The organism is Bradyrhizobium sp. dw_411, from assembly GCF_018449695.1.
GTDB lineage: Bacteria > Pseudomonadota > Alphaproteobacteria > Rhizobiales > Xanthobacteraceae > Bradyrhizobium.
Window position 1 is genome coordinate 1 of sequence record NZ_JAAVUY010000002.1, and the last position, 20897, is coordinate 20897.

A 20897-nucleotide genomic window follows, 5' to 3' on the forward strand; every position below is an offset into this window, starting at 1 on the left:
GAGGTGACCACCGATACACCAAGCCGCACGATCCGCGTCACCCGATCGAGTGATCCCAGATGCTGCCGCGCCACGGCGAGACCGTTGAGGGCCGCAAGACGCGCTGCTTTTTGTCCGGTTTCGACATCGAGCTCCGCGCCGATCCGCCCGATGAATTTTGCCTCGCGGCCTTCCGTCGGCAACATGCCGGTCAGGAAAAGCAGGTTTCCGGTCTGCACGGCTTCCACATAAACACCGAACGGTTGAGGTGGCGCCGGCAGCTTGATGGAAAATTCCTTCAACCATCGCTCGGCGCTGGCTGGCCTGGCGTTTTCGAGAACTACCATTTGCCGACATGTGCGCCGCCATCGACGTGCAACACCTCCCCGGTGACCTGGCCGGCTTCGCTCAGATAGACGATCGCGTCGACGATATCTTTGACGCTGGAAATCTGCCCCATCGGCTGCAACGTCTTGAGGACATCCTTGGGATTATTGGTGTGCATCGGCGTATCGACGATACCCGGCGCGACCGCGTTCACGCGGATACCCTGTTTGGCGTATTCGATCGCCAGACTTCGGGTGACGGCTTCGAGGCCGCCCTTGGTGATCATCGGAATTGACGCGTTTGCTCCGGCGATCGGGTGCCCCGCCATTGTCGATGAGATATTGACGATGCTGCCGCCGGATTTCTGAGCCAGCATCCGCTTGATCGCAAGCTGGCTGATGAAGAGAAAGCCCTCGATGTTGACGGCGGTCAACGCGCGCAGGTCGTCGATGGTGTATTCGACAAAGGACTTCGAGAAATAGATGCCGGCGTTGTTGATTAGCGCATCGATCGATCCGAATTTGCTGACGGCCGCGCCCACGATCGCCTCTGCCGTTTTGGCTTCGGAGATGTTTCCGTCGACCAATGCCAGTCTGTCCGACGCCTCGAACTGGTGCGATCTGGTGATGGTGCGGGAGCTCGCTACCACCCGATAGCCGCGATCCAGAAAAGCCCTGACGGCGCCGGCTCCAATCCCCTGCGATCCCCCGGTCACGATCACCGTTTTCTGCGTATTTGAAACTTCCAGGCTCATCGTCCTTCTCCAGTTCGATTGAATCCAGTACGCCAGCGCACTGGCGAGGCCCGACGATTGCGGTTCCGATCGCCGTAATCTGCGACGCAATCCTTCGATCTGCCATTCAGCCTTGGGAAGGGGCGACTCATATCAATGTATGAGTCGGGCGGTCGCGCGAAATGGTCGCGACTAACACTAACGTATGGCGCAACAGAACCTGCGTTGAATGGTCCGGCCGTGTTCGGACAAGTACTGAGGCCGACAGGGGACGGATCGTCTCATCCATTTTCAGGAGCAAGCAAATGAGCAAACCCAACAGCGACCGCCAGATCAGGCTTGAGCGGCATTTGCCGTCTTACTGGCGGGTCACGTTTGATCTACCCCCACTGAATATCTTTGGTCCGAAAGAGATCCCGCAATTGGAAGCGATCATCGAGGCCATCGAATCCGATGATCGTGTGAAAGTGGTGGTTTTCGACAGCGCGATCGAAGGTGTCTTTCTGACGCATTATGATTTCCTGTCGAAGCTTGAGGAAACGACGAGCCTGCCGCTTGGCCAAACCGGCCTGCAGCCTTTGCCGGACATGCTGGCGCGCCTCAGCCGTGCGCCCGTGGTTTCGATTGCATCCATTCGCGGGCGCGCGACCGGCGTGGGGAGTGAGCTTGCTCTCGCCAGTGATCTGCGGTTTGCGAGCCGGGAAAAGGCCATTCTGTCGCAATGGGAGGTCGGCGCCGGATTGGTGCCCGGCGGCGGTCCGATGGCGAGATTGCCGCGTTTGATGGGCCGTGGCCGGGCGCTGGAAGTGCTGCTGGGCGCTGACGATATCAATGGGGATATCGCGCAGATGTACGGTTATGTGAACCGTTCGCTGCCGGATTCCGAGCTTGACGCGTTTGTCGATGCGCTTGCAGTGAGAATTGCATCTTTCGATAAGCATGCGATCGCTGAAACAAAACGACTGGTCAATATCGCCAGCCTGCCGCCCGACGCCGAAATCGCGCCGGAATGGGACGCTTTCATTTCGTCGCTGCAGCGCCCCGCCACGCAGGCGCGAATTAGCAAGTTGATGGAACTCGGCTTTCATCAGCCGGGCGACGTCGAGACGCGGCTTGGCCATTATGTCGGCCAACTCGGGAATTCGTAGCCGTGGAAATTCGGGGACTTCTCAGCCTGACGCGCCGGGAGTTTCTCGGCACGGCGAGCTGGTATAGAATGCCGCTCGCCGATATCTCTACGACAGCATAGGGAGCGAACATGGCTGAAGAGCAAACCCCGCCCGCCGGGCCGGACCTCGCACAAGGCGTTGCATCAAGCGACTTCACCGGCGAGACCTTGCTTGGACATGTCGGCGATCAGGATGTGTTGCTGGTGCGCTCGGTTGCGGAGGTTTTTGCGATCGACGCACATTGCAGTCATTACCATGGGCCGCTCGCAGAGGGACTTGTGGTCGGGGAGGGCATTCGTTGTCCCTGGCATCACGCGTGTTTCGATTTACGCACCGGAGAAGCATCCCGCGCGCCGGCGCTGACGCCGCTCGCGGTCTGGCAGGTGGAGCACGAGGGCGATCGCATCTTCGTTCGACAAAAGCGCGAGCAGCCGAAGTCCCGCGGCAGGGAAGCGGGCGGTGCGCCCGGCAGGATCGTGATCATCGGCGGCGGTGCGGCCGGCTTTGCCGCGGCCGAAATGCTGCGGCGGCAGGAGTTTGGCGGCGATATTGTAATGCTAAGCGGCGATACGGCGCCGCCGGTCGATCGACCGAACCTGTCAAAGGACTACCTGGCCGGCAGCGCGCCGGAGGACTGGTTGCCGCTGCGGCCTGACAACTATTACGCGGAAGCCGGCATCGACCTGCGGCTCAAAGCTGAGGTGACCTCCATCGATGTTGCTGCACGCAATGTTGTCGTCGCTGGCGGCGGCAATATTCCCTATGATCGTCTGCTGTTGGCGACGGGTGCTGAACCGGTTCGGTTGCCTATCCCCGGTGCGGACCAGCGGCATGTCCATACGCTGCGCACGCTGGCGGATTGCCGGGCGATCATCGATTCTGCGAGCGGGGCGCGCCGCGCGATCGTGATCGGCGCCAGTTTTATCGGTCTTGAGGCGGCGGCGGCTTTGCGCGCGCGCGACATCGAGGTTCACATCGTCGCCCCCGAGCAGCGGCCGATGGAACGCATACTGGGTCCCGAGATGGGCGATTTTGTCCGCGCCTTGCATGAGGAGCACGGCGTCATCTTTCACCTTGGGGATACCGTGGTCGCGATCGACGGCCAACGCGCGACGCTCAAGAGCGGCGGCGTGCTGGAAGCGGATCTGATCGTTGTCGGCGTGGGGGTGCGTCCGCGGTTGGCGCTGGCCGAGCAGGCCGGCCTTGCACTTGACCGTGGCGTCGTCGTGAACGCATTTCTGGAAACAAGCGCTCCCGGCATCTACGCGGCGGGCGACATCGCGCGCTGGCCCGATCCGCATTCCCTTGAAAACATCCGGGTCGAACACTGGGTCGTCGCTGAACGTCAGGGACAGACCGCCGCGCGCAATATGCTGGGACAGCGCGAAACGTTCGACGCGGTGCCGTTTTTCTGGAGCCAGCACTACGACGTGCCGATCAACTATGTCGGTCACGCCGAAAAATGGGACGAGATCGCGATCGACGGCGACATCAAGGGCAGGGATTGCCTGCTGAAATACAAGAGCAAGGGTCGCGTGCTCGCGGTGGCCTCGATCTATCGGGATATGGCCAGTCTTGAGGCTGAATTGGCGATGGAAAGAGCGACGGCAGTTTAATCTCCGTTCTCTGGTTCGGCGGTGCCGCGCATTTCCGGCGGCAGCGCCGCGCAGCACGATGTAACGCAGCAAAAGCACGACAGAAGCAGCATCGATAAACGCATAGGAGTCACTTGTCTGGAGCAGCCGAGTGACTCCTGGCGACTTGCTTTTGCCGCCCGACCGTCAGCCGCTTCGTCGGGCCCTTGTAGAACGACCAATCGAGGCTCCCATGAACCAGGCAGCGAAAATCCCCGATCTTCAGTTCAAAATTCCCGTTCGGTTTAATCCCGCGGTGGAACGGCCCGAGCCCGATGAAGCCGAAACTATTCAGGGGCTGATCTCAACCATGCGTTACGTCAATGAAAAGACGCTGGCCGATGGCGGTCATGCGATCAGGAGCGTTCACGCCAAGAGCCATGGAATTTTGCAGGGCTATCTGGAAGTGGACGCGGGCTTGCCGGCTGAACTTGCCCAGGGCCTGTTCGCAAAGCCACGTCGCTATCCTGTCGTGATACGGATTTCCACGGTCCCGGGAGATATCCTGGATGACAGCGTATCCACGCCACGTGGAATGGCCATAAAAGTGATCGGCGTGGAAGGCGAGCGGCTTGAAGGATCCGAGAAAGACGTTACGCAGGATTTCGTGCTGGTCAACGGTCCGGCCTTTGGAGCCCCGAATCCAAAGAAATTTCTGGCGGTTATAAAGCTGCTGGCAAAAACCACCGATCGTGCACAAGGGCTCAAGAAGGCGCTCTCCGCGATCATGCGCCAGGTCCAGAAGGTCATTGTTGCGGTCAGCGGGCAACCGAATGTGACCGTGGCGACCCTTGGCGGCCAGCCGGAAACCCATCCTCTCGGCGAAACCTTTTACAGTCAGGCCCCAATTCGATTTGGCGACTACATCGCGAAGATTTCCGTGGCGCCTGCATCGCCAGAGCTAAAGGCCATCACGCAGGCGGCCCTGAACGTCAACGGCGTTCCCAACGGAATTCGAGCGGCAGTCGTGGAGTTTTTCAGAAAAAATGGCGGTGAATGGGAGGTCAGGTCGCAGCTATGCACCGACCTTGAACATATGCCGATCGAGAATGCCGCGGTGGTCTGGCCCGAGGAGATCAGTCCGTTCCGGCGTATTGGCTGCATAACGGTCGCGCCGCAGTTGGCGTGGAGTGACGCCAGGTCGTCAGCGGTCGATGACGGTATGTCGTTTGCTCCCTGGCACGGGCTCGCCATGCATCGGCCGCTCGGCGGGATTATGCGCGCCCGAAAGGCGGTCTATGAAGCGGCCAGGAAATTCCGCGCCGAGAAGAATGGCCGCGTCATCCGGGAGCCGCGGGAGATGGCGTCTTTTGAGGAGTGAGTGTCGCCGGCGCGGTGGCGTTGGCCGCGAAGCGACCTCTCCGAGGGCATGCAGGACAAGTATCTTTGTATAGATGGCCGGAGCAGCGTCCGGTTATACGATTGCGAATGGCATCGTTCGGCCTCATTATGCGCCTTTAAGGAAGTCTCCAAAGCGACCCCCGCAACGCAGTAGAGGAGGAGAGACATGACGGTTTCGACGGAACGTGCAGTGCTTGCCGGCGGCTGCTTTTGGGGTGTTCAGGATCTGCTGCGCCGATATCCCGGCGTGATTTCAACGAGGGTGGGCTATACCGGCGGCGAAGTGCCGAACGCGACCTATCGCAACCACGGCAATCATGCCGAGGCCATCGAGATCAGCTTTGATCCGCAGATCATCAGCTATCGTCAACTGCTGGAGTTCTTTTTCCAGATCCACGATCCAAGCACGCTGAACCGTCAGGGGAATGACAGGGGCGCGAGCTACCGCTCGGCGATTTTCTATACCAATGACGAGCAGAAGCGGGTCGCGGAAGATACCATCGCCGATGTCAATGCCTCCGGTCTTTGGCCGGGCAAGGTTGTTACCGAGGTGGCCCCCGCCGGACCGTTCTGGGAAGCCGAGCCCGAGCATCAGGATTACCTGGAGCGGTATCCGGATGGCTATACCTGTCACTTCATACGGCCGGACTGGAAGCTGCCGCACAGACAGGTGGCCGATCAGAAGGTGGCGGCGAGATAAGCGATCGGTAAGGCCATCCTGGCGTCCTGACGAACGGGGACCTGAACGCAGCATGGATTTTATCGAACTGGACGGCGTCGCGCTGCGCTATGAGCTAAGCGGCAAGGGCGACCGCACGCTGGTGCTGGTGCACGAAATGGGCGGCTCGCTTGAAAGCTGGGACGAGATCGTCCCGCGTTTCGCAGGATCCTGCCGCGTGTTGCGTTACGACACCCGCGGGGCGGGGCTGTCGCAGAAAGTACGCGGCATGCTTGCCCTCGATACCATGGCTGCCGATATTATCGCGTTGCTGGATGCGCTCGGGATCACCGGCAAGGTCGCGCTGGCCGGCGTCGCCGTCGGTGGGGCGATTGCGTTGCATTTCGCCGCCCGGTACCCGGAGCGCACAAGCGCCGTCGTGGTGGGTAGTCCGGCGACCGGCATCGCGGCGGATCGCCGTGCGGCCGCCCTCGAGCGCGTCGCGCAGATCGAGGCCGCCGGTATGGCATTGGCCGTCGAAAGTGCGATGCTGAATGGTTACGCGCCGGAGCTTCGCGGCGATCTTAAGCGCTTTGAGCGTTTCCAGGCACGCTGGCTCGGTAACGACCCCGGCAGCTATGCGGCGATCTGGCGGATGCTGGCGGGCGCCGACATGCAGAACGAACTGGCCATGCTTCGTTGTCCGGTGCTGGTGATCGGCGGCAGTCTTGATCGCGTGCGCCCGCCGCCAATGGCCGAAGCCGTTGCCAAAACCATCCCCGGCGCGCGCTACATCGAAGTCCGTACCGGGCATTATATGGCGGTGCAGACGCCCGATCTGATCGCTGATTGCATCCACGATTTCCTGAAATCGGTCGGCGCTTAATGTGTCCGGCCATGTCTTCATCACAGCAAGGGCTCCCGGCATGAACCCGGTACCAGCACAGCAGATTCCCGGCGTCTATCACCGCAAGATCGGCGACATCGTCGTCACCGCGATCAGCGACGGTTATCTCGACAGCACCCTCGACGTGATGCGCAATGTCGATCTCGAAAAGGCAAGCCAGATCCTGCGCGATGCCTTCCGGCCGGCGCGGCGCACCAGCGTCAACACATTCCTGATCCATTCAAAGGGCCGCCTGGCGCTGATCGACACCGGGTCCGGCAATTATATGCAGCCGACCGCGGGCTTCGTTCAGCGCAACCTCGCGGCCGCCGGTATCGATCCCGGATCGATCGATACGGTGCTGCTCACGCATATGCACCCGGATCATTCGGCCGGGCTGACCGACATGTCCAACGACCAATTGCTGTTTCCAAATGCGGAACTCGTCATGCACGAGAACGAATTGCCGCACTGGTTCGACGATGGCGCGATGGCGAAGGCCGATGAGCGGGCAAAGAAGCTGTTTTTCCAGGCGGGCCGCGAACAGGTCGCGCCGTACAAGAAGCAGACGCGGCTGTTCAAGCAGGGCGAAGTCTTTCCGGGCGTGACCGCTGTGCCTAGTCACGGTCACACACCGGGTCACACCGCCTATCTCGTGTCATCTGGCAATGAGCAGTTGATGATCTGGGGTGACACGGTCCATGTGCCGGAAGTGCAAACCGCGTTGCCGGTAGCGGGCATGGCCTTCGATACCGATCTCGACGCAGCCGCGGCTTCCCGCAAGCGCATGTTCGATCGGGTCAGCGCCGACAGGGTGTTGATCGCCGGAATGCATCTGCATTTCCCGTCCTTCGCGCGGCTCTCCCGGCGCGGCGACGCCTATCAGCTTTATCCGGAAGCATGGGTCCACGCGATGGAAGCACCGAAGATCTAGTTTCGTTTGTCGATCCGGGCGGTTGGCTGGATCTCAAATCGAACCAAGGCGGTCGTCATGGGCAATCGACAGCAGCGTCTCCTGCAGCTTGTTGGCCTCGGTGTTGCCGACGACCTCGGCGAATTTTTCCTGTGCCTGCAGCCAGAGCTTGCGGGCTTTTGCCTGAATCACCTTGCCCCGAACCGTCAGCACCACCTGTCGCGACCGCGCATCCTGCGCGCTCACAGCCAGCGCGATATATCCATCGCGTTCCAGCGGATCGAGCGTATGGCCGAGGCCTGACCGCTCCATCACCATCGCGGCGGCAAGCTCCGTCACCGTCGGCGCCTTGTCTCCGCGCTTCTGCAATTCGGTCAACAGGCCATATTGCGTGATGGTAAGCCCCGTCGGGGCGAGCGCGGCATCGTAAAGCTGCGACAAGCGCCGTGACGCCTTGCGCAGCGCCGAAGCGTGACAGATCGATGTATCGCCGTGGTTCGCCTTGCTCATCGGAAAATTCCTCCGAGGGATAGATATAGGAATATGCGGACATCTGGAAATAACAAACTTCATAGGTGAGAGAATCTCATCAGAACTCGCCATAAAAACATTAGACTCATATAAGGCATATGCCTATATATAGACTACGTGTTTTACAGCGACTGAACGGGAGCATGATCCATGTCGACTGCATTTCAGGAGAAACTTCGTACATGGACCATGGTCGCCGCCGGGGTCGGGGCGTTGTTGTGCGGATCAGGGATGGTCGGCACCGCGACCGCCCAAAATTCCGGACCATGGGGTGGGGGCGACAATCCCGCCGCCAAACAGGCCGATGTCGATTATGAGAATTACACCTTCAGAAGCGGCGAGAAACTCGACAAGGTTCGCATCCACTACGCGACCATGGGGACGCCGCATCGCGGGAAAGACGGCGAAGTCGACAATGCGGTGCTGGTCCAGCATTGGACCGGGGCCGACAGCCGCGCGGTGCTGACGCCGCTCTACACGAAAAGCCTGTACGATCCCGGTCAGCCGCTGGACGCTCAGAAATACTATCTGATCTTCACCGACAATGTCGGCCATGGCCGGTCGAGCAAGCCGAGCGACGGACTGCGAACCAAATTCCCGAATTACGGCTACCTCGACATGGTGGATCTGCAGCACCGGCTGGTGACCGAGACGCTCGGCATCAAACGCCTTCACGCCATCCTGGGGATGTCGATGGGCGGCATGAACGCGTGGCAATGGGCGGAAGCCTATCCCGATGCGATGGATGGCGTGATGCCCGTCGTGACGCTACCCATCAAGGTGTCGGGGCGGAATCTGATCTGGCGCCGGATGGCGATCGATTACATCAAGGGCGATCCCGAGTGGAACGATGGCAACTATAAAGGCTCGTTGAGGGGCTGGACCCAGGCCTATGAATTGCTGCGCCTGATGATCGACGGCGTTCCGCATATGCAGGCGATTGCGCCAGATGGCGCCGGTGCGGACAAGTTCATCGCCGAAGCCAAGGCGCAGTCGGCGGCGGCAAATCCCACGGATGTGCTCTACTCGCTCAAATCGTCGGCCGATTACGATCCCGAGCCGGAACTCGGCAAGATAAAGGCAAAACTGTTCGCGTTGAATTTCGGTGACGACGAGTTCAATCCGGACGAATTGAATTTACTCGAGACGTTGACGCCGCGCGTCAAGAACGGCCGTTACGTCGTGCAACCGGGCTCGCCGGAGTCATTCGGCCATCTGACGATGGCTCACCCGGAGCTTTGGTCAAAGCATGTCGCTGAGTTCATGCGCGAACTGGGCGATTGATCCGTCGCTGACCCTGGCCTAACCCGAACCGATACGTTTCCTGAGTTCCGGTTGCCGCGCGAGAACATCGCCCAGCCACGGTACGGTTCGCTCAGCCGTGTCCAGGGCTTGGTCTGCTGAACGGTAGGTGACGTCTGAATAGTACTGCACCGGCGTCCATTCCCCGCGGTCTTCGACGTCTCGCCGAAATTCCTCGAACCCGTAGCTGCCGTCCGGTCGCGAGAAAATATCGACGCATCGGTCGTGGTCGGAATTCTCGACGCTGACAAAGACGGTCCATGATTTGTCGATGCGCTTTGACATGAAGCCTTTCATGAGTTCGTCGCGAAGTCGGCGCAGGGTGGTCGCGCTTGCTGCGCCAAGCGCGGAGACATTGATTTTTACCGAATAACCCTTAAAAATCGCGGTGCGCAGCCTGCCCGTGGTGCTGATCCGGATGGCAAAAGTGTTGCGGCTTTCGCCGGACCGCGCAATGCTTTGGGTATTGGTGCCGGCCTGCCTGCCGGATATCGTCGATGGTCTGCGGATCGGCTTTTCCCTGTTGTGGTGATGGCGATTGCGGCCAACACATTGATGCTGCGCTTCGGCGGGCGCGTTGCGCGCCGCACGGACTGAATTGTTTTCTCGCGACAGGAGACACAGCATGGCAAATCCAACAACAATCCTCAAGACGATATTCACCAAACGCAAGGCGACGATCCTTCCGGGCGCCGCGAACGGCCTGTTTGCCCGGATCATCGAGGATCTCGGCTATGAAGCCGTGTATGTCACGGGAGCGGGCGTCGCCAACATGTATCTCGGCGCGCCCGATATCGGCTTGACCACGCTGACGGAAATAGCGGGCCACGTCGCAGCCATCGCCGACGCTGTTGCGGTGCCGTTGCTGGTCGACGCCGATACCGGCTTCGGCAATGCAGTCAATATGGTGCGTACCGTGAAGGTGCTGGAGCGGGCGGGCGCTGCCGGACTTCAGATCGAGGATCAGGTTTTCCCGAAGAAGTGTGGTCATTTCGACGGCAAGGCGGTCGTTCCCCTGGAAGAGATGCTGTCGAAGATCAAGGCCGCCGTCGATACCCGCCGCGATGGCGATCTGCAGATCGTGGCGCGCACCGACGCGCGGGCGATCCTCGGGCTGCAGGCCGCGATCGATCGGGCCGGTGCGATGATCGAAGCCGGCGCCGATGTGACCTTCGTCGAAGCGCCGATCTCTGCCGAGGAGTTGGCCGAGATCGCCGGCGCGCTTTCCGTACCGCAGGTCGCTAACATGGTGTTCGGTGGCCGCACCCCGGAATTGGGACGGGAGAAATTCGCAGAACTCGGTTTCGGCTGCGTGCTTTATGCCAACGCTGCCTTGCAGGCGGCGCTCAAAGCCTCGCACGATGTGCTGGCCGCGTTGCAACGCGACGGCTCGCTCGCTTCCGTGGCCGATCGTCTGGCCGATTTTGAAGTCCGGCAGCAGGCGGTCGCGAAACCAAAATACGACGAACTCGAGCGCCGCTATCGTTCATGATGGCGTCGGCGGTAGTTCAGCCGCCAAATTGCTGAAGCGTTGCCGAGCCTCGCACCGACCATGCCGTCATGCGGCGTTCAAAGATATCGAAAATCGCATACATGCCGACGCCCATGATGCCGACGACGAAGAGGGCCGCGAATACCAGCGAGACGTTGAAATTCGAGCTCGCGATCAGCATCACATTGCCGATGCCGTTGTTGCCGGCAACGATTTCCGCGATCACGGAGCCGACAAACGCCAGCGTCACCGCGATCTTCAACGAGGCGAAGAAATAGGGCATCGATCGCGGGATTCCGATCTTGACCGTCATATCACGCTGCGAGGCGCCGAGCGACCGCATCACCTCCAGCAGTTCCGGTTCGATCGTCGCAAATGCGGTCGCGATATTGGCGACGATCGGGAAGAACGAGAGCATGAACGCAGTGATTACCGCGGGCACGGTGCCGGTGCCGAACCAGATCACGAAGATCGGCACCAATGCGGCTTTCGGCACGCTGTTGAAGCCGACCAGCAATGGATACAGCGCGCTGTAGGCGAGGCGGGATGAGCCAACGACAATCCCAAGCGCCATCCCGAACACCACGGCGACCACGAAACCCAGCAGCGTCGTGGAGAGTGTTGCGAGGCCGTTGATAAATAGCGCGTAGCGATAGGTATACAGCGCCTTGAGCACTTCCCAGGGGGTCGGCAGCACGAACGTCTTGATGTCGAACGCCACCACAGCCAGCCACCAGGCGGCGACCAGCACGGCCGCGGTCAGCCATGGCGCAAGGCGTTGCAGCGAATTGGCGCTCATGGCTGTTTTCCCGGGCCGATGTGGTTGCGCAGGTCCTGGACCAGTTCGACGAAATGCGGCTGGAAGGTCGACGCCAATGTGCATGGGCGGGGCAGATCGACGGAGCGGCTCTTGATGATCCGGCCGGGCCGCGCACTCATGACGTGAACGGTTTGTGCTAGAAAAACGGCTTCACGCAATTCATGCGTCACCAGCACGATCGTGCATTTGCGGAAAGCCCATAATTCCTGCAGCACGTCCCACAACTCTTCGCGCGTAAAAGTGTCCAGCGCCGCGAAGGGTTCGTCGAGCAACAGGATCGAGGGCTCGTGGATCAGGGCGCGACATAGTTGCGCGCGCTGCTGCATGCCGCCCGACAATTGCCAGGGCATGCGATCGGCGAAGTCCGACAGGCCGACCTTGGCTAGCAGGGTTTCCGCGCGGTCGCGATTTTGCGCGCGGTCCTCTTTCTGGCGGCTGCGGTAGGGCTCGACGATCTCCAGCGGCAGCATCACATTGTCGCGGATGTTGCGCCACGGCAGCAGCGTCGCGTTCTGGAAGGCCATGCCGACCGTCTTGAGCGGCCGTATCACTTCCTCATTATCGACCTTGACGCTGCCCCGATTGGGCCGGACCAGCCCGGCAATCAGCTTGAGCAGGGTCGATTTTCCGCAGCCGCTTGGCCCGACAAGGGCGAGGAATTCGCCGTGCGCGATGCTGAGATTGGCCGAAGACACCGCCAGCGTGCCTTCACCCGGGTTTGAACCAGCAGATCCATAGATCAGATCGACATCGGTCAGCTGGATAAACGTCATGGATCAAATTCTCGGGGTAAATAATCGCAATGCTACTGGATCATTCGATCCTTGAGCGGCGGCAGAAAGGACGGATCGAAAACTTCCGCCACGGTGGGTTGTCTCGGCAGATTGTAGGCCTTGGAAATGACCGCAATCATCTTGCCAAGCCGCTCCGCATCCATGTCGCCATAGCCGGATTTTTTAACATTCTCGGTGAGAATGCAGCAGTTCATCGCGACACGAAGCCGCTCGCGCTCGATATCAGCATTCAATAGCGGCTCGAACGCCAGCGCGGCTTTCACGCCCAGCTCGGGATCGCGGGCGACGTCCTGCAGGCCCTTGACGGTCGCGCGCAGGAAACCTTTGACGGCTTCGGGCTTTTCTTTGAGGAAGCGCGGCGATGCGGCAACGGAATTGCCATAGAGCTGAAGTCCATAATCCTTGTACATGAAGTAGCCGATGTCGGATTCCTTGACGCCCTTGGCTTGCAGTTCCAGCAGCGAATTGAAGATTTGCCCGGGGATCGCGTCGACCTTGCCCTGCACCAGCAGGACCTCGCGAAGGCTCGGCTCGATATTCTGGATCTGCATCGAGGAGACATCGATGCCGGTTTGGCCGGCGAACACCGGAAACAGCTTGAATGTGGCATCGTTGGCCGCCGATCCCAGTTTTTTGCCATTCAGTTGTTTGGGATCGGTGATCCCGCTCGATTTCAACACGATGATCGCAGCCGGAGCCTGCTCGTATCCGCTCATCAGCACGGGAAAAGCCTGACCCGGGTTTTTCGAGTTGAAATCCAGCACGACATTGATGTCGGGGAAGCCCATGTCGTAGGTGTCGGATGCGAGCTGGCGGACCACTTCGGCCGAGCCCTTTCCGCGATCGATGCTGACATCGAGGCCTTCGGCCTTGTAGTAGCCCTTCTGCAGCGCGACGAAGAAAGCGCTGTGGGTGGCGCCGGGAATCCAGTCGAGCGTGAAACGGATTTTTGTTTGGGCGCTGGCGGCTTGGGGCGCCGAGATGATCGCGAGAACGGCCGCGATGATCAAAGCAAGACCGCGTCGGTATGTCATGCTATTCTCCTGAAAGGATAATGGAGAGAGATTCCCGGGATCAGGCCGTCACGCCGGCGTTACCCAGAATTTGCCGTGCCCTGGTGCGCTGCGCGTCGGAAATCGTCAGGCGTTCGGCGAAATTCTCATTGAGCGGTGCGGTCGCATCGATGCCCATTTTGGTGACCGTAAAGGTCTTGGGATCGGAGGTCGGATCGATGATGGCCGATTTGACGCCCGGCACGAGGAAGATGTCTTTCTCGGCGCGGACTCGCGTAGCGACGGCCCACATCACATCTTCCATGTCGAAGATGTCGACGTCGTCATCCACCACAATGACGTGCTTAGTGTAAAGTTCGGTTCCCAGCGCGGTCAGCATCGCCATCTTCGGCTCGCCCTCTGCAATCTTCTTCATCGAGACGATTGCAAGAAACGCGCCGCAGGTTTTGTGCGGGACGTGCACCGCTTTCACATTGGGCAGGTTGCGGCGCAGCGCATTGAGGATTTCACCCTCGCGGGTGATGCAGGAGATCAGGATGTGGTCGCGCGACATGCCGGAAACCACGCTGTGAAACAGCGCGTCGCGACGCATCCGGACCCGGTGCGCGACAAAGACATTTTGCGTGCTGCGATAAGAGGCATATCCGGTGAATTCCCCGAACGGACCCTCCGGCTCGTGCACGCCTGCGAGAATCTCCCCCTCGATGACGATTTCGGCGCCTGCCGGGACTTCGATATTGTTGACGCCGCAACGCGCCAGACGATACGGCTCGCCGAACAATCCGCCGATGATTTCGTACTTTCGAACATGAGGCGGATAGGCATAGACCATCGAACCCATGTAATGCAGCGGATGGGTTCCGATCACGATCGCGGCGGGAAGCGACTGGCCGCGCGCTTCGGCGCGCCGATGAAATTCATACATGCGCCGGCGCGAATGCAGCGATATTCCGAGCCGGTTCTTGCCTTTCAGCATCAGCCGATGAAAGCCTGTCGTGTCGACGCCGGTTTCGGGATCGCGCGCGCAGATCTGGCCCGCGGTGATATAGGGCGCGGCGTCGACTGAAAATTGAAAGGGAATCGGCAGTTGGGTGAGATCGACCTGATCGCCCTCCAGCACGATATCGTCCCACGCCCCCCTTGAGACCACTTCGCAGGGAATGTAGTTCTGGCACCGATCGCGAAACGCGGTGGGCAGATTGCGGGCTTCGGCATTGAGGCAGTGCGCCAGCAGCTTTCGATTACCGGCAATGTTGGTCACAACAGGGGTTTTGGTGCCCTCGATATTTTCAAAGATCACAACCGGGCTCTTGCCGAGGCGATCCAGCTCAAACACTACCGAGGTCATTTCGAGGTTGCGGCTGACCGGCTCCCGGATTCGCAGAATTTCTTCGGGAAATTCCTGTTCCACGGTTTCAAGAAATCCACGCAAGCTTTGATTGTCGTTGGTCAAGGTCAGCTCCTTCCGTGAAATTCATCTTATCAGCTTATATGATAAGTCGGGTCTGGCGAGCCTGTTTTGCAGGTACTTCACCCGTTATGACGCTCAGATTCTGGGCTGACTGCACAACGCAAAGGCAGGCGGTATGCGCGGATGGGGCGCGATGCGAATGCGGTAGCCGGTCCGGCAACGCGGTGCAGTTCGCGGTTGTGGGGGAAGCGATTTATGTGTGAAATGTTGCAATGAAGTTACGAGAACAGAATCGTCATGGTCGCTAAAGGCGCCGAGCAGGCGCTCTCACCGCAGAGCCTCACCGATCGCATTACCGTGACGTTGCGCGAGCACATCGTCGGTGGCAAATACGCGCCGGGGCGGCAGCTTCCCGCCGGCAAGGATCTTGCCCAGGCGTTCGGTGTCAGCATCACCGTGATCCGCGAAGCGCTGTCCCGCCTCAAGGCAGACGGTCTGGTCGCGTCGCGACAAGGCAAGGGGGTTTTTGTTGCGAATGATTCAAAGGCCCGTCCGTTTCGCCTAGTCAAGTCGAATGGTACGCGGCGGGCGCTGCTGGAAATCTTCGAACTGCGGATGGGGGTTGAAGTGCAGGCGGCGAGCCTGGCGGCGAAGCGACGGACCGCGCGCGATCTCGCTGTCATGACCAAGCATTTAAAGGCGATGCAGCCGTCGCCAAAGTCGTTCGATCAGGCGTTGGTGGCGGACCTCGCTTTTCACCGTGCGATTGCAGAGGCGACGCGCAATCCCCTGATTGTCAGCTTCATGGAATTTCTTCAGCCGCATCTGCATGAGTCGATTGCGCTGGCGCGCAGCAATTCGGCACGGAGGCCGGAAACCGAAATCGCGGCCTATCAGGAACACCGCGAGATCTTCGAGGCCATCAAGGCCGGGGATCAGCGGCGCGCACGGACGGCGGTGCGCCGCGTGCTGGATGGCAGTTTGCGACGGCTGAGCGAAGGCGGACAGTTGCAGGCGGATTTTGGGTCGCGAGCCGCGGAGTATGCGCCTCGGCGGCAGGTACGATCGATTCGTGCCAAAACAGCATCGAACAAAAGATGATGCGACGACGATCGGAGCAATTCGGGATACCCCTGACTTGCTCCGATCGATCAACGCTTCCTGTTACTTTGCTTTCAGCTCGCTCAGATCATATTTCTCCGACTGACCCGGCTCCGAGATCGCAGGAACCTTGATCTGACCGGACTTGATGGCCGCCATCAAGGTCTGCACATCCTTTGCCACTTCCGGCGGGATGGTTTTGGAGAGTTCAGGATTCATCGCGAGATCGCCAATGCCGCCGGCCATGCCGACAGAATAAACCTTGTCGGCAACGAGCTTGCCCGAAACTGAATTGCTGACCATTTCCTCGACCAGCAACGGAATGTTGGCCAGCGCGCTCGCCAGCACGGTTTTCGGCGAGAGTTTTGACTGATCGGAGTAGGACGCGATCGCCAGATTGCCATTCGTCTCCGCGGCGGCGTAGATGCCGCGCGACGCCTGATCCGTTGCACTGTAGATCACGTCTGCCCCGCTATCGATCTCCGCTTGGGCGGCTTCCTTGGCTTTGCCGGCATCGTCGAAGCTGTTGATGTAGTTGGAGTAGGTCTTGATCTTCGGGTTGCCGTAGCGGGCACCGAGCCGGAAACCTTCGGCCTGCCAGGTGATGTTGGAGAAGTTGTAACTCGCGACGACCCCGACCGCGCCTGATTTGCTCATCTTCGACGCCAGATAGCCCGCCACGAAGGAAATGTCCTGCATTGCCGGAATGTATGTCCAGACGTTGCCTACCGATTTGGGTGCGACGACGATCAGGAAGTTGGTATTGGGGAAATCCTTGCCGGCATTATACGCAGCGTTCGCAAAGGTCCCGCAGTGCAGGACCACCGTCTGATAGCCCTTGGTCGCGTAATCACGTGCCGCGACTTCGGCCTGTGACGGCGACAGGTTCTCACTGTAATCGACGGTGATGTTGGTGCCGGATTTTGCCAAGGCGTCTTTAGCGGCTTTTACGCCGTCATAGCCGGCCTGGCTCCACGAGCCGTCGTTGACCTGACCGCAGGGGATATAGGCGACTTTGGCATCCTTGGCCCAGCCGGCGGTGGTCCCAAGAATAGAGACGGTTCCGATTACCAATGTGGCCCGCAAGCGCTTCAAGTTTTTCATTTCCATGTTCTTATCTCCTGGTTGTTGGACAAACCTCACGAATTCTCCTGAGGGAGCGGATGCACGGCTGCACTGTCAGCCGGTAGCAATTTTCGGGCTTTGCGGGAGAAATGCCGCAGCGGATAAGCTTTGTTGATTGCTGCGGGGTATCCGGCCCGGCCGGCCACAAACGCCACGACAACGATCGTGAGGATGTACGGCATGCCGATCAGAAACGGGCTGGGGATCGGCACGCCGCTGACCTGAAGCCGCAACTGAAAGGCGTCGACAACACCAAACAACAACGCGGCTGCCGCGACGCGCCAGGGGCGCCATCCGCCGAACACGACGATCGCCAATGCAATGAAGCCGCGGCCGGAGATCATGCCGTCGACATAGGCGCCAATCTGAATCACCGCGAGAATGGCGCCAGCCAGACCGGCCATCGCGCCGCAAATTGCCACCGCCTGAAGCCGCAGATACCAGATGTTGATGCCTGCACTGTCCACGGCTTCGGGATTTTCGCCCGCGGCGCGGACGCTCAATCCCCACTGCGAATGTTCGAGCAGCAGCCAGAATACGGGGATCAACAGATACACAACGTAAACGATGGGAGATTGCGCGAAGAACGGCCGGCCGATGATCGGCAGATCGCTCAGCCAGGGTACCCGGAAAATCGGGATCGCAGTCAACTGCGCCACGACGTGGGCGGATGAAAAGATGCTGGCATAGGCAAAGCTTGCAAGGCCCAGCAGCAAGATGTTCATGACAATTCCGGTAACGACCTGATCGGCGCCGCGAAAAATGGTGAGAAATCCGAAAATGAGACTGGCCGCGAGGCCGGCTGCGGCCGCCGCAAGCAATCCTGCCCAGCTCAGTCCGGTCCAATAGGCGACGAGGAAACCGACGATGGCGCCAAGCGCCATCATGCCTTCGAGGCCGACGTTGATCACGCCGGCACGTTCGGACACCGCTTCGCCGAGGCTGGCAAATAATAATGGCGTTGCGACCCGCACGCCCGCAGCGAGCAGGGGGATCCAGAAGCTGAGTTCAAGGAACGATGAAAATGTCATGCCCGCCGCTCCAGCATCCGCGTCGAGAGCACCAGCAAAATCAACACAGCTTCCATGATGGAGACGAGCGAGACGGGAATCCCCATCGCTCTCTGCATGCCGCCTGAACCGACATTCAAGGCCGCCAGCGCAAAGGCGATGATCACGGCCCAAACTGGATTAAGCCGCGCAAGCAGCGCGACGACGATACCCGTAAATCCGAAACCGGGAGAAAGCCCGTTGGGCAGATTGTGGTAGATGCCGGCGACCTCTCCGAATCCGGCGAGACCTGCCAGGCCGCCGGCGCAAGCGAAGCTCAAAAACCGTATTTTGGTGACTGGCATGCCGGCATATCGCGCCGCGTCCACATTCTGGCCGATGGTCCGCAGCCGATAGCCGAACACCGTCCGACGCAGCACAAAAGACAGAATGGCAGCCGCCGCAATCGCGACCAGAAAATTGGCGTTCAGGCGCGTGCCCGAAATCAACACCGGAAGAAATCCTTCCGGCACGATGGGCGCGGTCGCGGGGGTTATCCCCGACGCCCAGGGGCCGCCGACCAGATAAGTTGCAATCGTCACGGCGAGGAAATTCATCATGATGGTGACGATCACCTCGCTGGCGCCGAACCGCAGGCGCAGCACGGCGGGCACCGCAGCCCAAGCCGCCCCGGCAGCGAATGCCGCGACAGCCATGGCCGGCAGCAGAGCCGGCCCAGGCAATCCAAATCGATTGAATCCCAGTCCAACCGTTGCGATGGCGCCGAGGTAGAGTTGACCGTCGGATCCCAGATTCCATAAGCCGCATCGGAAGGCGAGTATCACCGAAAGTGATGTGAGAATGATCGGCGTCGCGTAAACGAGATCTTCGGTGACGGCATTGACCGAGCCGAAAGCGCCTTTGAGGATTTGCGCGTATGCGGCGATCGGGTTGATCCCGATCGGCAACAGCACCAGTCCCGTCAAAGCCATCGACGCCACAACCAGTCCCGCTGCCAGCCCTAAAGGCCGCCAGCGGTTGACAGCGGGAGCATCGACGTGCGCGTTCATTCGGCACCCGCAGGGGCGTCAAAGGAGCCGAGCATCGCTGCGCCGATCGTTTCGATCGAAGGTCTGTCCGGTAACTGCGTGACGCGCCCCTCCCGCATGACCACAATGCGATCACTCAGCGCGATGATTTCATCGAGTTCTGTCGAGATAAGTAGAATGGCAACGCCGGCCGAACGCTGTTCGATCAGTTGCCGATGAACGTAATCGATGGCGCCGACGTCCAGCCCCCGGGTGGGCTGCACCGCAATCAGCATTTTGGGGCGGCGGGCGAGTTCACGTCCCAGAACGAGCTTTTGCTGGTTGCCGCCGGAGAGGCTGCGCATGGGAGCTTCGCGTCCGCTGCAGCGGATTTGGTAGTCGTTGATCAGCCGGTCGGTAAATTGGATGACGGCGCCTTGATCGATGACGCCGCGTTTCTGAAAGGCGGGCGTTTGGTGATCCACCAAAATCGCATTGTCCGTCAGGGAAAAATCCAGCACCACGCCATCGCGATGCCGGTCTTCCGGGATATGCGCGACGCCCGCTGCCAAAATGCTGGCGGCCGGCGAATTGGTGATGACGTTTCCGCACAGAAAAATATCACCGGCTGAAACCTGGCGTAATCCGGCAATGGCTTCTGTCAGCTCCTGCTGCCCGTTACCTTCGACCCCGGCAACACCAAGAATTTCACCCTCTGCGATTTCCAGATTGATGTTCTGCAGCATGGTTCGGCCCGCGTGGCCGGCAATGCAGATGTCTCGCAACTCCAGAACGGTGGGACCTGGGAGCACTTCCGGCCGGCTGACGGACTCAGGCAGGCTGCGTCCCACCATGTGCATCACGAGCTCTGCGGAAGTGATCTGATCGGTCGGCCACGTTCCGATCAGGCGGCCCCGGCGCATCACGCTGACGCGGTCGCTCAGCCCCATGGCTTCGGGCAGCTTGTGGGTCACGATGAAGATGCCATGCCGCTCTTGCGCGAGTTCACGCAGCGTCAAACCCAGGGCCTTTATTTCCTGCGGGGTAAGAACGGCCGTCGGCTCGTCCAGGATCAGGATACGGGCCCCTCTCACCAGTGCTTTGAGGATTTCGACGCGCTGCTGCTCGCCAACCGAGAGTTTGCTGACGGTTTTCTGAAGATCGACTTCGATGCGATAACGCTCGGCCAAGGCTGATATCTCGGCCCGAGCGGCGCGCCGGTCGGATAAGATCCCACCAAACCGACGGTTTCCGAGGATCAGGTTTTCGAGCACGGTCAGGTTCGGCACCAGCATGAAATGCTGGTGCACCATCGCGATACCGGCCGCGATAGCATCGGCAGGCGAAGTAATTTTCAGAACCTTGTCGTCAATGGCGACATGGCCCGCGTCCGGCAGTTCCATGCCATAGAGTATTTTCATGATGGTCGATTTGCCGGCGCCATTCTCGCCCAGCAAAGCGTGAATCTCGCCCGCCTTCAGATCGACGGAAACGTCGTCATTGGCGACGACAGCTCCATAACTCTTTGAGACCTTGAAGGCCTCGAACCGCCAGCTTTGCGCCGAAGTCTTTTCGGATATCGCGATGTGTCGCAATGGCGAACGGGAATTCATGGCGATTTACCTGGAAGCATCGGCGAGGCAGGCCCGTG

21 protein-coding genes are annotated in these 20897 nt (G+C 60.1%); 9 read left to right on the plus strand and 12 right to left on the minus strand.

Features of this window, described 5'->3' with window-relative positions:
- Together HB676_RS02655 and HB676_RS02660 are read right to left on the minus strand one after the other, a co-directional pair.
- Positions 1–281 (minus strand): RidA family protein (locus tag HB676_RS02655; protein ID WP_213736125.1); only part of this gene is annotated, 281 nt, incomplete at its 3' end.
- Positions 282–319: 38 nt separating this feature from the next.
- On the minus strand, positions 320–1060 hold the full coding sequence (locus tag HB676_RS02660) for an SDR family oxidoreductase (protein ID WP_213736126.1): 741 nt from the start codon (positions 1058–1060) through the stop codon (positions 320–322).
- A 284-nt stretch (positions 1061–1344) separates the two neighbouring features.
- Between HB676_RS02660 and HB676_RS02665 the strand changes: the two genes are divergently transcribed.
- The 6 genes from HB676_RS02665 (at position 1345) to HB676_RS02690 (ending at position 7661) form a co-directional block, all read left to right on the plus strand.
- A complete protein-coding gene (locus tag HB676_RS02665) occupies positions 1345–2187 on the plus strand; it encodes an enoyl-CoA hydratase/isomerase family protein (RefSeq protein ID WP_213736127.1) in 843 nt (280 codons plus the stop codon).
- Positions 2188–2297: 110 nt separating this feature from the next.
- A complete protein-coding gene (locus tag HB676_RS02670; RefSeq protein WP_213736128.1) occupies positions 2298–3824 on the plus strand; it encodes an FAD-dependent oxidoreductase in 1527 nt (508 codons plus the stop codon).
- 211 nt (positions 3825–4035) lie between these two features.
- A complete protein-coding gene (locus HB676_RS02675; RefSeq protein ID WP_213736581.1) occupies positions 4036–5163 on the plus strand; it encodes a catalase family protein in 1128 nt (375 codons plus the stop codon).
- Positions 5164–5349: 186 nt separating this feature from the next.
- Positions 5350–5883 (plus strand): peptide-methionine (S)-S-oxide reductase MsrA, encoded by a 534-nt coding sequence (msrA, locus tag HB676_RS02680; protein WP_213736129.1) that lies wholly within the window; start codon positions 5350–5352, stop codon positions 5881–5883.
- A 52-nt stretch (positions 5884–5935) separates the two neighbouring features.
- The gene (locus HB676_RS02685) at positions 5936–6727 is read left to right on the plus strand and encodes an alpha/beta hydrolase (protein WP_213736130.1); all 792 of its coding nucleotides are present in this window, start codon (positions 5936–5938) and stop codon (positions 6725–6727) included.
- 40 nt (positions 6728–6767) lie between these two features.
- Positions 6768–7661: an MBL fold metallo-hydrolase gene (locus HB676_RS02690; RefSeq protein WP_213736131.1), complete on the plus strand. Its 894-nt coding sequence runs from the start codon at positions 6768–6770 to the stop codon at positions 7659–7661.
- A 33-nt stretch (positions 7662–7694) separates the two neighbouring features.
- Here HB676_RS02690 and HB676_RS02695 read toward each other — a convergent pair whose 3' ends face one another.
- Positions 7695–8150 (minus strand): MarR family winged helix-turn-helix transcriptional regulator, encoded by a 456-nt coding sequence (locus tag HB676_RS02695; RefSeq protein WP_213736132.1) that lies wholly within the window; start codon positions 8148–8150, stop codon positions 7695–7697.
- A gap of 171 nt (positions 8151–8321) precedes the next feature.
- Between HB676_RS02695 and HB676_RS02700 the strand changes: the two genes are divergently transcribed.
- Complete coding sequence (locus tag HB676_RS02700) at positions 8322–9455, plus strand: alpha/beta fold hydrolase (protein ID WP_213736133.1); 1134 nt, start codon at positions 8322–8324, stop codon at positions 9453–9455.
- Positions 9456–9473: 18 nt separating this feature from the next.
- Here the strand turns inward: HB676_RS02700 and HB676_RS33690 are convergent, their stop codons facing one another.
- Positions 9474–10145: a hypothetical protein gene (locus HB676_RS33690; protein ID WP_249780035.1), complete on the minus strand. Its 672-nt coding sequence runs from the start codon at positions 10143–10145 to the stop codon at positions 9474–9476.
- Here HB676_RS33690 and HB676_RS02710 point away from each other — a divergent pair.
- Positions 10099–10965 (plus strand): isocitrate lyase/phosphoenolpyruvate mutase family protein, encoded by an 867-nt coding sequence (locus HB676_RS02710; protein ID WP_213736134.1) that lies wholly within the window; start codon positions 10099–10101, stop codon positions 10963–10965. The genes HB676_RS33690 and HB676_RS02710 overlap by 47 nt on opposite strands.
- Before the next feature lie 16 nt (positions 10966–10981).
- Here HB676_RS02710 and HB676_RS02715 read toward each other — a convergent pair whose 3' ends face one another.
- From HB676_RS02715 to HB676_RS02730, 4 genes are read right to left on the minus strand one after another with little or no spacing between them, the layout of a single operon-like run.
- Positions 10982–11764: an ABC transporter permease gene (locus HB676_RS02715; RefSeq protein WP_213736135.1), complete on the minus strand. Its 783-nt coding sequence runs from the start codon at positions 11762–11764 to the stop codon at positions 10982–10984.
- Positions 11761–12558, minus strand: coding sequence for an ABC transporter ATP-binding protein (locus tag HB676_RS02720; protein WP_213736136.1), 798 nt, complete (start codon positions 12556–12558; stop codon positions 11761–11763). The genes HB676_RS02715 and HB676_RS02720 overlap by 4 nt, the downstream gene beginning before the upstream one ends.
- Before the next feature lie 32 nt (positions 12559–12590).
- Entirely contained in the window at positions 12591–13613 is a 1023-nt protein-coding gene (locus HB676_RS02725) for an ABC transporter substrate-binding protein (RefSeq protein ID WP_213736137.1), read from the minus strand.
- A gap of 40 nt (positions 13614–13653) precedes the next feature.
- Positions 13654–15045, minus strand: coding sequence for a UbiD family decarboxylase (locus HB676_RS02730; protein WP_213736138.1), 1392 nt, complete (start codon positions 15043–15045; stop codon positions 13654–13656).
- A 255-nt stretch (positions 15046–15300) separates the two neighbouring features.
- On the opposite strand from HB676_RS02730, the gene HB676_RS02735 reads away from it, so the two are divergent.
- Positions 15301–16104 (plus strand): FadR/GntR family transcriptional regulator, encoded by an 804-nt coding sequence (locus tag HB676_RS02735; protein WP_213736139.1) that lies wholly within the window; start codon positions 15301–15303, stop codon positions 16102–16104.
- 63 nt (positions 16105–16167) lie between these two features.
- On the opposite strand, the gene HB676_RS02740 is transcribed toward HB676_RS02735, so the two are convergent.
- Genes HB676_RS02740 through HB676_RS02755 form a run of 4 tightly spaced genes read right to left on the minus strand, consistent with a single transcriptional unit; the run spans position 16168 to position 20859 of the window.
- Positions 16168–17214 carry a BMP family protein gene (locus HB676_RS02740; RefSeq protein WP_213736140.1) on the minus strand — a complete coding sequence of 349 codons (1047 nt, stop codon included), beginning with the start codon at positions 17212–17214 and terminating at the stop codon, positions 16168–16170.
- A gap of 29 nt (positions 17215–17243) precedes the next feature.
- Positions 17244–18260: an ABC transporter permease gene (locus HB676_RS02745; protein WP_213736141.1), complete on the minus strand. Its 1017-nt coding sequence runs from the start codon at positions 18258–18260 to the stop codon at positions 17244–17246.
- Positions 18257–19288: an ABC transporter permease gene (locus HB676_RS02750; protein ID WP_213736142.1), complete on the minus strand. Its 1032-nt coding sequence runs from the start codon at positions 19286–19288 to the stop codon at positions 18257–18259. Before HB676_RS02750 ends, HB676_RS02745 begins: the two co-directional genes overlap by 4 nt.
- Positions 19285–20859: an ABC transporter ATP-binding protein gene (locus HB676_RS02755; RefSeq protein WP_213736143.1), complete on the minus strand. Its 1575-nt coding sequence runs from the start codon at positions 20857–20859 to the stop codon at positions 19285–19287. Before HB676_RS02755 ends, HB676_RS02750 begins: the two co-directional genes overlap by 4 nt.
- Positions 20860–20897: the final 38 nt, after the last annotated feature.

Bases quoted from the DNA above. Each gene is read 5' to 3' on its own strand.
- HB676_RS02660 (WP_213736126.1), bottom strand. From the start codon at position 1,060: ATGAGCCTGGAAGTTTCAAATACGCAGAAAACGGTGATCGTGACCGGG.
- HB676_RS02665 (WP_213736127.1), top strand. From the start codon at position 1,345: ATGAGCAAACCCAACAGCGACCGCCAGATCAGGCTTGAGCGGCATTTG.
- HB676_RS02670 (WP_213736128.1), top strand. From the start codon at position 2,298: ATGGCTGAAGAGCAAACCCCGCCCGCCGGGCCGGACCTCGCACAAGGC.
- HB676_RS02675 (WP_213736581.1), top strand. From the start codon at position 4,036: ATGAACCAGGCAGCGAAAATCCCCGATCTTCAGTTCAAAATTCCCGTT.
- msrA (WP_213736129.1), top strand. From the start codon at position 5,350: ATGACGGTTTCGACGGAACGTGCAGTGCTTGCCGGCGGCTGCTTTTGG.
- HB676_RS02685 (WP_213736130.1), top strand. From the start codon at position 5,936: ATGGATTTTATCGAACTGGACGGCGTCGCGCTGCGCTATGAGCTAAGC.
- HB676_RS02690 (WP_213736131.1), top strand. From the start codon at position 6,768: ATGAACCCGGTACCAGCACAGCAGATTCCCGGCGTCTATCACCGCAAG.
- HB676_RS02695 (WP_213736132.1), bottom strand. From the start codon at position 8,150: ATGAGCAAGGCGAACCACGGCGATACATCGATCTGTCACGCTTCGGCG.
- HB676_RS02700 (WP_213736133.1), top strand. From the start codon at position 8,322: ATGTCGACTGCATTTCAGGAGAAACTTCGTACATGGACCATGGTCGCC.
- HB676_RS02710 (WP_213736134.1), top strand. From the start codon at position 10,099: ATGGCAAATCCAACAACAATCCTCAAGACGATATTCACCAAACGCAAG.
- HB676_RS02715 (WP_213736135.1), bottom strand. From the start codon at position 11,764: ATGAGCGCCAATTCGCTGCAACGCCTTGCGCCATGGCTGACCGCGGCC.
- HB676_RS02720 (WP_213736136.1), bottom strand. From the start codon at position 12,558: ATGACGTTTATCCAGCTGACCGATGTCGATCTGATCTATGGATCTGCT.
- HB676_RS02725 (WP_213736137.1), bottom strand. From the start codon at position 13,613: ATGACATACCGACGCGGTCTTGCTTTGATCATCGCGGCCGTTCTCGCG.
- HB676_RS02735 (WP_213736139.1), top strand. From the start codon at position 15,301: ATGGTCGCTAAAGGCGCCGAGCAGGCGCTCTCACCGCAGAGCCTCACC.
- HB676_RS02740 (WP_213736140.1), bottom strand. From the start codon at position 17,214: ATGGAAATGAAAAACTTGAAGCGCTTGCGGGCCACATTGGTAATCGGA.
- HB676_RS02745 (WP_213736141.1), bottom strand. From the start codon at position 18,260: ATGACATTTTCATCGTTCCTTGAACTCAGCTTCTGGATCCCCCTGCTC.
- HB676_RS02750 (WP_213736142.1), bottom strand. From the start codon at position 19,288: ATGAACGCGCACGTCGATGCTCCCGCTGTCAACCGCTGGCGGCCTTTA.
- HB676_RS02755 (WP_213736143.1), bottom strand. From the start codon at position 20,859: ATGAATTCCCGTTCGCCATTGCGACACATCGCGATATCCGAAAAGACT.